Origin of the sequence: Arthrobacter wenxiniae (assembly GCF_013376105.1) — a bacterium.
GTDB lineage: Bacteria > Actinomycetota > Actinomycetes > Actinomycetales > Micrococcaceae > Specibacter > Specibacter wenxiniae.
Genome location: NZ_JAAMFM010000020.1, coordinates 1 through 12900, shown reverse-complemented (window position 1 = coordinate 12900; position 12900 = coordinate 1). Strand labels below are relative to the sequence as shown.

The 12900-nt window shown below is 68.0% G+C and carries 12 protein-coding genes; 3 read left to right on the top strand and 9 right to left on the bottom strand.

Annotated elements, in window-relative coordinates; all coding sequences use genetic code 11:
• Positions 1–67 precede the first annotated feature (67 nt).
• Both G6034_RS12865 and G6034_RS12860 read right to left on the bottom strand, forming a co-directional pair.
• The gene (locus G6034_RS12865; protein ID WP_176635514.1) at positions 68–1207 is read right to left on the bottom strand and encodes a hypothetical protein; all 1140 of its coding nucleotides are present in this window, start codon (positions 1205–1207) and stop codon (positions 68–70) included.
• A gap of 657 nt (positions 1208–1864) precedes the next feature.
• A complete protein-coding gene (locus tag G6034_RS12860; protein ID WP_218063892.1) occupies positions 1865–3016 on the bottom strand; it encodes a hypothetical protein in 1152 nt (383 codons plus the stop codon).
• Positions 3017–3408: 392 nt separating this feature from the next.
• On the opposite strand from G6034_RS12860, the gene G6034_RS12855 reads away from it, so the two are divergent.
• The gene (locus G6034_RS12855) at positions 3409–3780 is read left to right on the top strand and encodes a hypothetical protein (protein WP_176635513.1); all 372 of its coding nucleotides are present in this window, start codon (positions 3409–3411) and stop codon (positions 3778–3780) included.
• On the opposite strand, the gene G6034_RS12850 is transcribed toward G6034_RS12855, so the two are convergent.
• From G6034_RS12850 to G6034_RS12820, 7 genes are all read right to left on the bottom strand, one after another.
• Entirely contained in the window at positions 3777–4466 is a 690-nt protein-coding gene (locus G6034_RS12850; protein WP_176635512.1) for a hypothetical protein, read from the bottom strand. The genes G6034_RS12855 and G6034_RS12850 overlap by 4 nt on opposite strands.
• Positions 4467–4579: 113 nt before the next feature.
• A complete protein-coding gene (locus tag G6034_RS12845) occupies positions 4580–5839 on the bottom strand; it encodes an SLC13 family permease (RefSeq protein WP_176635511.1) in 1260 nt (419 codons plus the stop codon).
• Between the two features lie 45 nt (positions 5840–5884).
• Positions 5885–6523 (bottom strand): nucleoside/nucleotide kinase family protein, encoded by a 639-nt coding sequence (locus G6034_RS12840; protein WP_176635510.1) that lies wholly within the window; start codon positions 6521–6523, stop codon positions 5885–5887.
• A gap of 2 nt (positions 6524–6525) precedes the next feature.
• Positions 6526–7485 carry a PfkB family carbohydrate kinase gene (locus G6034_RS12835; RefSeq protein ID WP_176635509.1) on the bottom strand — a complete coding sequence of 320 codons (960 nt, stop codon included), beginning with the start codon at positions 7483–7485 and terminating at the stop codon, positions 6526–6528.
• The gene (locus tag G6034_RS12830) at positions 7475–8266 is read right to left on the bottom strand and encodes an ATP-binding cassette domain-containing protein (protein ID WP_343038044.1); all 792 of its coding nucleotides are present in this window, start codon (positions 8264–8266) and stop codon (positions 7475–7477) included. Before G6034_RS12830 ends, G6034_RS12835 begins: the two co-directional genes overlap by 11 nt.
• The gene (locus tag G6034_RS12825; protein WP_176635508.1) at positions 8263–9258 is read right to left on the bottom strand and encodes an ABC transporter permease; all 996 of its coding nucleotides are present in this window, start codon (positions 9256–9258) and stop codon (positions 8263–8265) included. Before G6034_RS12825 ends, G6034_RS12830 begins: the two co-directional genes overlap by 4 nt.
• A gap of 82 nt (positions 9259–9340) precedes the next feature.
• Complete coding sequence (locus G6034_RS12820; RefSeq protein WP_176635507.1) at positions 9341–10390, bottom strand: substrate-binding domain-containing protein; 1050 nt, start codon at positions 10388–10390, stop codon at positions 9341–9343.
• Between the two features lie 151 nt (positions 10391–10541).
• Here G6034_RS12820 and G6034_RS12815 point away from each other — a divergent pair, with 151 nt between their 5' ends.
• Positions 10542–11534 carry a LacI family DNA-binding transcriptional regulator gene (locus tag G6034_RS12815; protein ID WP_246295818.1) on the top strand — a complete coding sequence of 331 codons (993 nt, stop codon included), beginning with the start codon at positions 10542–10544 and terminating at the stop codon, positions 11532–11534.
• Between the two features lie 14 nt (positions 11535–11548).
• On the top strand, positions 11549–12568 hold the full coding sequence (gene fbaA, locus G6034_RS12810; protein WP_176635505.1) for a class II fructose-bisphosphate aldolase: 1020 nt from the start codon (positions 11549–11551) through the stop codon (positions 12566–12568).
• Positions 12569–12900: the final 332 nt, after the last annotated feature.

Sequence of the window (12900 nt, the reverse complement as noted above, 5' to 3'; positions counted from 1 at the left end):
CCCGGCACCGCCGAAAACGCCGAATGGCTGGAGCCTTTCAGGGGCTTCCGGCCATTCGCGCGCTCCGTTACAGCGGGGTACTGCTACCGGTGGCTTTTTCACCCTGCCGGGACGTGTGGCTGTGGATGCCGCCGTCGTGGTCCTTGCCGCCGGATGCCATGAACATCAGGCCCTTGGGATGGATGGCGGCGAGTTCCGGGATCGGGGTCAGGGCACCGGTGGCGAGCTCCAGTGTGTCCAGCGTGGTGGCGGCGCCGTCCGGGGCCACGGTGGAAACCGCCTGCCCCGCCTTGAAGGGGCCGTTCACGGAGTAGACGGCGTTGGCGGCCGGGTCCGTGATCCAGAGGGTCTCGTTGGCGTGGGCCGCGAAGGCGGTGTCGTCCAGCGGCTGGGCCACGTTGAGGACCTGCAAGTTCTGCTTTGCCTTGCCGAGGTCGGCGGCGAAGATCAGCTGCTGGTCGCCTTGGGCGTCGAGCATGAACGTGTTCTTGAATCGCGCAGCTGAGCGCGGGACGGTGGTGTTGGAGTCGGGGTCGGTCAGGGCAAGGGTGGTGGTGGTTCCGGCATTGGGCCCGTTGGCGATGGTCGCCGCGGCGTTGTCGAGGAACAGCGGGGTGAGGGTCGCCGTCGTGCCTTCAAGGGCTACGGAGTAGGCCGCGGGCCCGGAGGAGTCGGTGGGGGCGGAGGCGCTGACCACGATCTTGCCGTGCCTGACGGTGATGGCGTCGGTGCCGCCGCCATGCGTCAGGCCGGAGTACGTGTAGGTGGTCAGCGGCTGGGCTGCCTCAGGGGAGAGGGTGGCGAAGGAGGAATTGCCGTCCTCGTTGGCGGTCAACAGCAGGCCGTGGTGGGCGGGATCGGCGGTCAGGCCGTCCACCTTGCCGGTCACCTGCCAGGCTTTTCCGGGCCTGCCGTCCAGGCTGTACTGCTGGATGGTGCTTTCCGTGGCACCGGTCTTTGCGGCTTCGCCCAAGGGGCCCACGCCATTTTGGAAGGAAACGTAAACGGAGTTGCCGAGGTGGGTGACATCGTCGGGCCCTGTCTCACTGCCGAGGGCAGGAAAGGCCTTCACCGTGTAGCCGGCGGTCTTGGGGGCCTCGGGTTTGTCGGCGGCCGAGGCGGGGAGCGCAGCGGAGACGGCGGCGGCGGTCAGGCAGGCGCCAACAACGGCCATCGAGGTGCGCTTGAAGTGGGACATGGCTGGCATGGGTTTATCCTTCGGTTCGGAAACAGCTTGCCTTTGAAAGCTATGGCCGCCGGCTGGGAAGCGGTTTTGAACAGGGCCAACTGCGCCCGGCGTGAAGGTGAACGCCAGGGGCCGGTCTTGGTGGACGCCTGGGCCGTCATCCACACCGCGTTCAACCACGATTTCAGCCGGCGCAACGACGCCGTGGAGGCCCGCTTCGCGGCCGTCCAGCCCTTCGGCGAGCCGATCGAGGGCAGCGGCCGCCAGCTGGTCCTCGCCTCGGGCCTGGTGGCCGGGGCCTCGGTGGAAACCGACCGTCCGGACCCCCGTCCGCCCCGTCGCCGCTCAGCTGTTGCCCCTGGCACTGGAGAGGGTCCCGGGCAGTTCGGCGCTGCACGCGGTGGGCGGACGAGGCCGTCCCGCTGCGCCCGATGGCGGAGGTGGTTGGCCGCCACCTCAACGTGCCCGTCCAGAGCGGGCCACCGGACGACGCCGCAGCCGGACGACGCCGCAGCCGGGCGACGCCGCGGCCGGACGACGCCGCAGCCGGGCCATCGCGCCCCGGGAGGAACCGGCGTCGTGCCTCACCTCAGGATCGGTGCGCCGCCAGGAGGGTGGAAGGGTGAAGGGATCCCGGTCATTAAGCCCGAACAATCCGTCCCGGCATCCGCAGCGGCCTCAGCCTTTCCGCCGCCCCAGGATCTGCGGATCGTCCGGCCTGACCTCCTTGGCGGTGCGGTTCTTTGGCCGGTGCGGCATGGCCGGTTCAAACGGGAACCGCCGCGGGCCGCTCCACATGGACGGCGGCGCGTCGATGGCGTAGGCGAGGGCGTAGGCCACCTTCTCGTAGTTGGCCCGCCAGCCCCGGAAGTGCGGCCAGGCCTGCTCGGGCGCCACCTCAATGGGGAAGTCGACGCTGCGCAGCATTTGCACGGCGAGCTGAAAATCGTCGAAGGTGACATTGAGCGGGGCATCGGGGTCCGGGTCATCGTCGACGGGGAGGCGGATGGCGCGCGCCACCTGGTTCATGCAGGTGAAGCCCATTCGGACCACCAGGCGGGCGCGCGTGTTCGGCACGGTACCCGGGCTCAGGGCAAGCTGCAGCGCGGCGGCGTCCATCACGCTCAGCAGGGAAATGAGCCAGTTTGACTGCGGCGACGGCGAGCGGAACCACACCAGGGTCAGGTAGGTGCTGTGGGATTCGGCCACCTCGGCGGCCCAGCGCTCCCACTGCTGGTAGAGCTCGGCCAGCTCGTTGGAGCTGTCCCGAGCTGCCCGGCCATAGCGGGTGCGGACCAGCAGCTCGGGGCCCCATGACGGCGATCCGGCGCGTGAAACCAGCAGCGTGACGTCCGCCTCGCACCGGTTGAACGCTGCATACAGGGTGGGCAGGTAGCTGACCTGGAGGGCGATCACTGTCAGCCCCGTGTACGCCGCCGCGTAGACCAGCACGGTGTTGCCGAGGTTGTTCGGCGCCGCGTAGCCCAGGGTGAACATCGCCGAGCCTGCCTCGCTCGCCGCCCGCCCCAGGTCGCCACCCACAAACGGCATCAGGAGGAGGGTGAAGGATACGTCAAAGAGAATCATCCAGGCCAGCAGGCGCAGGAACAGGGACATGGGGGCCTGCCAGGACAGGATCCGGTCCCGCAATTCGTAGGTGGAAACCGGCCGCAGGAGGGCGTGAAAGGCCTTCACCGTGGCCAGGCCCGTCACGCGCGACAGGGCGCTGTGCAGCGGCCGCGTCACGATGAGCGTCCCGATCACACTGATCCAGGTCAGCAGGACCCCCGCCGCGCCGACGGTGAAGCACGCCCACTCAAGGACCGTCAAGACTGCCTGTTGCTGTCTGCCGGAGCGGACTCCTGAGGTTCGACGCCGGGCCCCTCCCCGGCATCTTGCCCCGCCGGCACCTCGGGTACCCCGGGATCGGGCATCTCGTCTTCCGGCATGGGTGCGCCGTATCCGCCCTCATGGATTTCGCCGTGCGGCAAAGCGCCTTGCTGGCCCATCACTGGCCTCCTTCGCGGAGTTGCTGCCCGCCGGGCGCCGGGCCGGAATGTCCGGTGCCGCGGGCGATAGTAAAACTGTAGCCACGGCGGGGGCTCGCGGGAACCCCGGCGGCGCCGGGGTTCCGAGGGCGGGAACGTCCAATTTGGCCTAGCTTCTCCTGCCGATCAGCAGCGTCCGGTGGCCTGTGTAGCGGGTGCAGGTAGCGTCGGGACATGACGCTCACGCCATGTCCCGACGCTGCGCATGCCCAGTGGCTGGTGGATGCCGACGTCCCGTGGGAGCAGCTGGCCACCCTCGGTCCGCCTGGCCTGCCGGCCTATGCCCGGCTGCGGTTTCTGCGCGATCCCGACTTTGAGGGGCAAAGCGAAAACGACGTGCACAGCGAACCGGGGCGTCTGCCGGAGGCGGACGCCCCGGCCTGGACGTTGTTGCCGCAGGCCCGACCATGGCCCGGCCACAAGACCGGTAGGCGGCCACGCGCGCGCCGTCCCGGCCAGTCCCGTCCAGAACTTTTGAACTATTTCCGGCCAAGGCACATGCGGATCGGCTCCGGCCCGGAACCGTCGTGGATCGTCGTCTGCTAGGTGCCCGAAGGCTTCGGTGGAAGCTGTGCCGGTGGTCCAGGTGGGTGCGGTCCCGGTCCCCGCCCGCCGGGGCCTGTTCCTCCACGAGGCTGGCGCGGTCCCGGCCCGCCTGGAGGCGGTTCGCGAGGATGCGGCGGCTCGGGCACGTGCCTGTGCAGGTGCGGCGGGGGAGGTGGCGGGGGAGGCCCGGCCGCTGCGTGCCCCGCGTGAACCCGGCCCGCGGGTTCCGCCAACGCTGCTTGGGCGGGAGTGGACCGGTCTGGGGCCTTTGCCCCTGCGGGCGACTCATTCAGCGAGTTGCTCTCGGTGGCAGGCGTGCCCCCGGCGGTGTCTGCCGTCACTGCTTCCGTAACGGCCCCCGGAAAGCCTTCGATGCTGAAGTAGCGGTAGAGTTCCTGCTCCTGGGTGTCGGTGATGGTGCCGCGGTCGCTGTCGATGCGCGGGCCGTTCTTGACCAGGTCCTTGGCGTAGGCCGCGGTGATGACGGTGCCGTCGAGGCTTGCGCCCTCCAGGGGGACGAAGGACTCGGACATGCCGAACAGGCCCGTCCGCACGGTCACGAAGGCCGGGACCCCGGCGTCGCCGGTGGTGAACACCTGCTCCACGGAGCCTATTTTGTCCCCGGCCGGGTCGATGACGATGCCGCCGGAGAGGATGATCGCGTCGATGTCCTGCAGGCTGAGCATGCGGGGTCCTTTCGGCAAGGGGTGGCGGGCATGGCGGCTGGCTTCCATCATCGCCTGATTCCGGGCGGGCCGCCATTCATGCCGCCGCCGTGTTGGCACGGATCAAAGGCCTGCTACCCCTGGGCCAGCGCCAGGGCGCCGACGGCGGCCAGCACGGTCAGGGGCGCAACGACCAGCCCGAACAGCGCGTAGCCCCTCCATGAGATCAGCACATTCATCCGGCGCAGGCGCTCGTGCCAGAGCAGCGTTGCCAGTGACGCCCACGGGGTGATGAGCGGGCCGGCGTTGGTCCCGATGAGCAGGGCCGCGAGCCGCTGCGGGGTACCGGCCAGCGGCTCGGCCAGCAGGTAGGCGGGCAGGTTGTTCAGGAGGTTGGAACCCAGCGCGCCCGCGGCGGCCAGCTGCAACAGGGCCGCGGCGCCGGTGCCGTGGCCGGCCAGCGCGCCCATCAGGGTCGGGGCGCCTAGCTGCCGGGCGGCCTCCATGACCAGGAACAGCCCCGAGGCGAACAGCAGCAGCGGCCAGGGCACCAGCGAGACGGTGAGGGCCCGTCGGCGCCGGACGGCAAAAAGTGCCGCCAGCACCGCGGCGGCGGCCGTGGACGGAATCCAGACCGGCACCCCGGAGACCAAGGCCGGAAGCAGGACGGCGAGGACCACCGCCGCGCCCCCCAGCAGCAGCCTGTCAGTGCCCCGTCCGTCAGTGCCCCGTCCGTCAGTGCCCCGTCCGTCAGTGCCCCGTCCGTCCGTGCCGGCCGGTGCGGGTCCGGCCGGCTCTCCCGCGGCGGGCCGGATCCGGGTCACCGGGATCCGCTCGTAGCGCTTGCGCAGACCGGCGCGGAAGACGATGGCGATGAAGAGCAGCGGCACCGCGGCCGCGGCCAGGGCCGGCGCCCACATCAGCGCAGCAAACCCCACGGGGCTGATGCCCCCCAGCGTGTCCTGGGCCAGCAGGTTGCTCAGGTTCGAAATGGGCAGCAGCAGGCTTGCCGTGTTGGCCAGCCACACCGTGGTCAGGGCGAACGGCAGCGCCGGCAGTCCTGCCTGCCGGGCCACGGAGACCACCACAGGCGTCAGCAGCACCGCCGTCGTGTCCAGGGACAAGAAGACGGTGCACAGCATCGCAAGCAGGGCCAGCAACAGCCACAGCCCCACGCTCCGCCCGCGGCCCCAATGCCGCAACCGGCGGGCAACCCAGCGGAAAATTCCCGCCTCGCTGGCCAGCTCGGACACCACGGTCATCGAGAGCACAAACACCAGGATCGGGGCCGCCCGGCCCACCAGCGTCCCCACGTCGGACAGCGGCAGCACGCCGGCCGCGACGGCAGAGGCGCCGGCCAGGAGCAGGACCACGCCAATAATCGCCAATCGCATTCAAGGAGTCTATTCCCCGGCCCCGGGTCCCCGCGGATCCGGCCGCTACAGCCCCTTGACCCGGAGCACCCGGTCCGCCCGGTGGGCCATGGACTCGATGAGCTTGGCGTTGTCCTCATCGGATCCCAGGGCCCAGAGTCGGGCATCTTCGGCCGACTTGCCGTAGTCCATGTGGCGGGTGATGAGCCAGTTGTGCCTGCGAGTCCGGTCCGGGTCGAGGAACCAGGATTCCGTCAGGCAGCCGCGGGCCAGCGGCCAGGCGCCCGCCTCGGCGAGCAGGTAGTTGCCCTCGGTCACCACCAGCGGAACCTCCGCCCGGACCGGAATGCTGCCGGCAATGGGTTCCTCCAGCCCGCGGTCGAAGCTGGGAGCGTAGATGACCTCCCCGGGGTTTTGGTCCCGAATGCGGAGCAGGAGGTTGGCGTAGCCGGCGTCGTCGAAGGTTTGGATCGCGCCCTTGACCTGCCGCAGCCCGTTCGAAAGCAGGACGGAATTTGCCAGGTGGAAGCCGTCCATGGGCACCAGCACGGCCCTGTCAGGTCCCAGGGCGTCCACGATTCGGCGGCCCACCGTGGATTTTCCGGCGCCAGGGGCGCCCGTGATGCCGAGGATCGCCCTGTGGCCCGCAGCCGCCAGGGCCCCGGCGCTGCTGATGAGGTCGTCAAGCTGCACAGCGTCGGTCATGGTCATTCCGTCCTCAAATAGTCAAGGGCGCGTTCGCCGGCAAGCGCGCCCAGCCATTCCCGCGTGCCCGGACTGGCGCATTTCAGCGCCGCCACGTGGCCCGCGAATCTCAGCGCCGCCACGTGGCCGGGCCGGCGTCCGTCATGATCGTGAATGGTTCGAGCAAAACTATAGGCGCCGTGGAAGAAATCTCCCGCACCCAGGGTGTCCACCGCGTGGATCTGCTCCACCGCCACGGATCCTTCACCAAACCGGGTCCGCCACAATACGGGCGACGGCCCATTCGTGACGGCGGCCAGCCCCGCGCCCTGGCCCAGGACCCACGGCATTGGCCCCGCCGGGCTGGACGGCACGGCAAAGTCTGACGAGCAGATGACGTCCGTCGAAAGCGGGACAAGCTCCGCCATGACCGCCTTCCAGCGGCCCGCATCCACCACGCGCCGAATGCCGCGTTCGTGCCCCCAGCGGGCGGCGGCCATGGCCAGGTCCGGATGGTGGCCGTCCAGATGGACGACGCCGGCACGCCCCAGTGCGTCCAAGGCCTCACGGATGTGCCCCCCGGCCCGGGCGGCACGTTCGGCATGGTCCGCATCCCCGGAGCGGGCGTCCGTGGATACGATCTGCCGGTCGCCCGTTGCGTCGTCGATGGTGATCGTCGAGACGGACGGCTGGTGGTGGGCGCCGGCCAGGTCCACCACCCCCACCCCTTGGGATTGAAGATCCTCGCGGATCAGCGTGGCGATGCCGCCCGGCCCCAGCCGCGTCACCAGGGTGGCCGCGCCGCCGAGCCGGGAAAAGACGACGGCCGCGTTGAGGGCCGGCCCGCCGCCCGCCACGTCCTGGCGCAGGGCCGTGGCCTTGGCGTTGCGGCCGGGCAGTTCAGCGACACGCTGGATGATGTCCAACGTCGCCAGCCCGACGAAGATGCCGCGAGGCCGGAAGCGGGGCGGCTCAGGCCCCACCGTTTCGTTCCTCCTCGGTCGGTTCCATGGCGCCGGTCATCAACGCAACAACCTCGGCCATGCTTCGCACCTTCGGATCCACCACGCCGGCGCGCTTGCCCAAGCGATGCACGTGGATGCGGTCGGCCACGTCAAAGACGTGCGGCATGTCGTGGCTGATGAGGATCACGGGCAGCCCGCGTTCGCGGATCTGGCGGATCAAGTCCATGACCATTCCCGATTCCTTGACGCCCAGCGCGGCAGTGGGCTCGTCCATGATGATGACGCGCTTGCCAAACGCGGCGGACCGCACCACGGCCACGCCCTGGCGCTGCCCGCCCGACAGGGTCTCAACAGTTTGGGTGGCCGATTTTATGCCGATTTTCAGGTCGGACAGGTGCTGCATGGATTCGGTCCGCATGCGCGGCTTGTCCAGCTGGCGCAGCACGGTGCCCATGAATCCCTTTTTCCGCAGCTCGCGGCCCAGGAACACATTGCTGGCAATGTCCAGGGCCGGGATCACGGCGAGATCCTGGTAGACCGTTTCGATGCCGTGGTGCCGGGCATCAAGCGTCGTCTTGAACCGGACCGGCGCGCCGTCCATCCTGATTTCGCCGGAATCGGGCACGAGGGCGCCGGACAGGGCCTTGATCAGGCTGGACTTCCCGGCGCCGTTGTCGCCGATGACGGCGAGCACCTCGCCGGCGCGCAACTCGAATTCAGCCCCGTTGATGGCGGTGACGGAACCGTAGCGCTTGACCAGGTTGTGTGCCTCGAGCACCACAGTCTGCGGGTTGGTCACTGTGTCCTCCTGCGGGCAATCTGGTCAAAGGCGACGGCCAGGATGACCAGCGCGCCGGTGGCGATGTTCTGGTAGAGGTTGTCGACGCCGATGAGCGTCAGGCCGTTGCGCAGGACGCCCACGATCAATGTTCCAATGAGGGTTCCCACCACGGATCCGCGGCCGCCGAAGAGGCTGGTGCCGCCAATGACGACGGCGGTGATCGTGTCGAGGTTGGCCGTCTGGTAGGCGTTGGGGTCGGCATTGGGAATGCGGCCCAACGCCGCCCAGGCGGCAACCATGGCGATCACACCCGTCATGATGTACACCATCAACAATGTGCGGTTGATCTTGATGCCAGTGAAGCGGGCCGCCGTCGGATTGCCGCCCACCGCATAGACGTGCTGTCCGCCGGCGGTCTGGTGGAGGACATAGAAGCAGACGGCGTAGACGAGGATCAGCACCCCGACTCCCAGGGTGGTCCGCCAGGCCCCGATGCCGAAGTCCTGGCCGAAGAACGTCAGCAGCGGGGAGGTCACCGGGTACGTGGCGGATCCCGCATACAGCTGGCTGGCGGCGGCCACCGCCGTGTAGGTGCCCAGGGTGACGATGAATGGCGGCAGCCGCAGAAACGAGACCAATGAGCCGTTGACGGCGCCGATGGCCACGCACACCACCAAGGCGATGAGCAAGGCCCCGACGCCGCCGACTTGCGGAACCGTCTTGGCCATCACGATGGTGCCCAGGACGGCGATCGCGCCGATGGACAGGTCAATGCCGGCGGTCAGGATCACGATTGTCTGGGCCACGGCCAGAATGCCAATCACAATGGACTGCTGGCCGATCAATGACAGGTTGTAGGGACTGAGAAATCTGGGGGAGCCAATGGAGAACACGATGACGGCAAGGATCAGTGCGGCCAGGGGCCCCACGAGCGGCTGGCGCGCAACCCACGTCCAGTCGCGGCGGGATCGGGGCGGTGCGGGACTTATCTGGGTGGTGCTGGTAGTCATGACGTACCTTCCTTGTGCTTTGCAGCAACGGCTGGGGTGCAGGCGCCATGGTCAAGGCGCCTGCACCGGCAATCTGCGGCCGTCACCCCCAGCAGTTCTGCAAACCCCAGGCCGTGTCCTTGGAGTCAAGTCCGGGGACAGGGTGGTCGGTGATGAGCTGCGCGCCCGTGTCGATGAAGCCGCTCGGCTTGGTGCCATCCTTGGCGAAGGTCACCACGGCGTCAACGCCCTGCTGGGCCATCTTGGCCGGGAACTGCATGACCGTGGCGCCGATCTTGCCGGACTTCACGTTTTGCACGCCGGTGCAGCTGCCATCGATCGAGGCCATGGTGATCTGGCTGGTCTTGCCGGCCGCGGAAATGGCCTGGTACCCGCCAGCCGCTGCCGGCTCGTTGATCGTGTAGACGGCATTGGCGTCGGGGACGCGCTGGAGCAGGTTTTCCATGGCGGTCTGGGCCTTGGTCTGGTCGCCGTTGGTGTTCTCCATGCCGGCGATCTCCGGGGATCCGGCGGCAAGGCCCATGCCCTCCAGGAAGCCGTTGTGGCGGAAGTCGTCCACCGTGCCGCCGGGGGTGCCGTCGAGCATGAGGAGCTTGGGCGTCTTGGTGCCCAGCGTGCCCTTGACCCACTTGCCTTCGAAAACGCCGGCCTGCTTGTTGTCCGTGGCATACGTTGCGTCCACGGCGTTCGCCGGGTCGGTGGCGGTGTCAAGGGCAATGACCACGACGCCGGCATCCCGGGCCTGCTTGATGGCGGAGAGAATGCCTGTGGACGAGTTGGGCGTGATGAGGATGCCCTTGACGCCCTGGCTGACCAGGTTTTCGATGGCGGACACCTGGCCTTCGTTGTCGCCGTCGAACTTGCCGGCGAGGGCGATGAGGTCGGCGCCCTTCTTGGCGGCCTCGGCCTTGGCAGCCTCGCGCAGTTTCACAAAGTAGGGGTTGGTGTCTGTCTTGGTGATGAGGCCCACCTTGACGTTGCCTGCGCCCGCGCTGCCGGTGGATCCGGTGGTCCCGGAGCCTCCGCAGGCCGACGCCGTCATGGCGATGGCGCCTGCTAGGACAAGTGCCGAAAGTGAGCGGTGGATGCCGCTGCGGTGGTTGCTGTTCCTGGGACTGTTGTTGTTCGTCATCTGGACTCCTTCGACCAGTGAGGCAGGGGCCTGCCCTCGAGTGGCTCCACTCTAAGCACCTCGCAAACGCTTGCGCAAGCGTTTGAATTAAAATATTGTGAGGGGTGCCACATAATGAACCAGATCAACTGAAGGAGGACCCTTGGGCACCATGGCCGATGTTGCCCGTGAAGCGGGGGTCTCCATCAGCACCGTCTCGCACGTCCTGAATGAGACGCGCCCCGTCAGCCCGGACACCAGGCAGCGTGTGCTGGACGCCATGGCCTCCACGCGCTTCCGGCGCAATGCCCTGGCGACGGCACTGGTCACCTCGCGGACGCACGCCATCGGCCTGTCCATCTCCGCCCTGCAAAACCCCTATTTTGCCAACCTGGTCCACGCCATTGAGAAGCGGGCCTCCGCAAGGGGCTACAGCCTGGTCATGGGGGACTCACATGACGACGAGGAGGTGGAAGGCACGCTGTTGGGCACACTTCTGGACCGGCGTGTCGACGGCATGATCATCGCCCCCGCCCCGCACAGTGAGACGGCCAACCTGCCGCGGGTTCTCAATGCCGGAACCCCGGTGGTCCTGATCGACCGGCATGCCGACGTGGACTGTGACCAGGTGGCGCCTGACAACGTCGAACCGACGCAGCTGATCACCAGGCACCTGGTCGGGCGGGGCCACACGTACATCGCTGCTGTCACGGGACTGCCCGGAATCCAATCCACCGCGGAGCGCATTCAGGGCTTCGAGGCCGCGATTGCTGCCGGCGGCCCGGCGCTGAAGTCGAAAATGGTGTCGGGCAATTCCAAGGCCAAGGACGCATACCGTGCGGTCACCAGGCTGTTTGGCAATAGCGCCTCAAGGCCCACGGCGCTTGTGGTCTTGAATAACGCCATGACCATTGGGTCCATGCAGGCCCTGAAGGATCTGGGGCTCAGGGTGCCAGGTGATGTGGCCCTGGCCTGCTACGACGACTTTGAATGGGCGGATGTGTTCGAGCCGCAGCTCACCGCCATCGAACAGGACGTGAAAACCATGGGGCGCACCGCCGTCGACCTTCTCGTCGACAGGATTGACGGCAAGGCCGGTCCCCGCCAGGTGCTGCGCACCAAAACGATCTACCACCATCGGAATTCCTGCGGCTGCACCGACTGACCAAGGAGCCTGCCATGCCCATTGCCACCCCTGACGAATATTCACAGATGTTGGATGCCGCCAAGTCGGCCGGCTTTGCCTATCCGGCCATCAATGTCACCTCGTCCCAGACCCTGAATGCAGCGCTGCGCGGCTTTGCGGAGGCGGAGAGCGACGGTATTGTCCAGGTTTCCGTGGGCACCGCCCTGTACCTTTCGGGGGCGGCGCACAACCGGGTGGCGGGGTCACTGGCGCTGGCGGCGTATGCCCATGAGGTGGCGGCGTGCTACGACGTGAAGATTGCGCTGCACACCGACCATTGCCCCGAGGCGAACCTTGGCGACTGGGTGCTGCCGCTGCTGGAGCATTCCATTGAACGGGTCCGCGGCGGGCAGCTGCCGCTGTACCAGTCCCACATGTGGGACGGCTCCGCGCTGCCCCTGGCCAAGAACCTTGAGGTGGCACGCCGCCTGCTGGCCCTGTCCGGGCAGGCACGGACCATCCTGGAGGTTGAGGTGGGCGTGGTGGGCGGCGAGGAGGACGGCATTGAGGGTGCCAGGGATGAACGGCTTTACACCACGGTTGACGACGCCCGGGAGCTTGTTGGCGAACTGGGAACGGGGGAGCGGGGCCGCTATCTGGCCGCACTGACCTTCGGCAACGTCCATGGCGCGTACAAGCCGGGGGCGGTCCGGCTCCGTCCCGCCCTGCTCGGCGAGATCCAATCCGCCCTGGCCAAGGAAACCAATATTGACCGGCCCTTGGATTTGGTGTTCCACGGTGGCTCCGGCTCCACGCCCGGGGAGATCAGCGAAGCCGTGCGCCACGGGGTGGTCAAAATGAACATCGACTCCGACACCCAATACGCTTTCACCCGCTCCATTGCCGGCTACATGCTGTCCCGCTACGACCAGGTCCTGAAGATTGACGGCGAGGTAGGCGTCAAGAAAGCCTATGATCCGAGGTCGTGGGGGATACCCGCCGAGCAAGCCATGGCCGGCAGGGTGGTTGAGGCCGCACAGCAGCTCGGCTCAGCGGGCCGGCGCCTGAAATAAGCCCGATGGCGGGTCCCACCCACGCCCGGCGCGGTGTTCCGGACGTCGCCAGGACGACGAACACCCGCCAGACACCCGGCGGGGTGTTTCAACACTCCGGGCATCGGCACCCCGGACCAGGCGCACGTCGTCAAATAACGACTGGCAACAGCTGGTCGAGCTTGAGACCTTGGGATTCCGGCGCTTGTTGAGCCCTGGCGGCGAGCGGCGCTTGTTGAGACTTGGAGGCTCCGTGGTCGAGCTGGTCGAGACCCGATCATGCTTTTCGGAACCCGGAGCCGGTGGTCGAGATTATCGAGACCCCGGTGACGCGGAGTGGGTTCGGCCTTGGT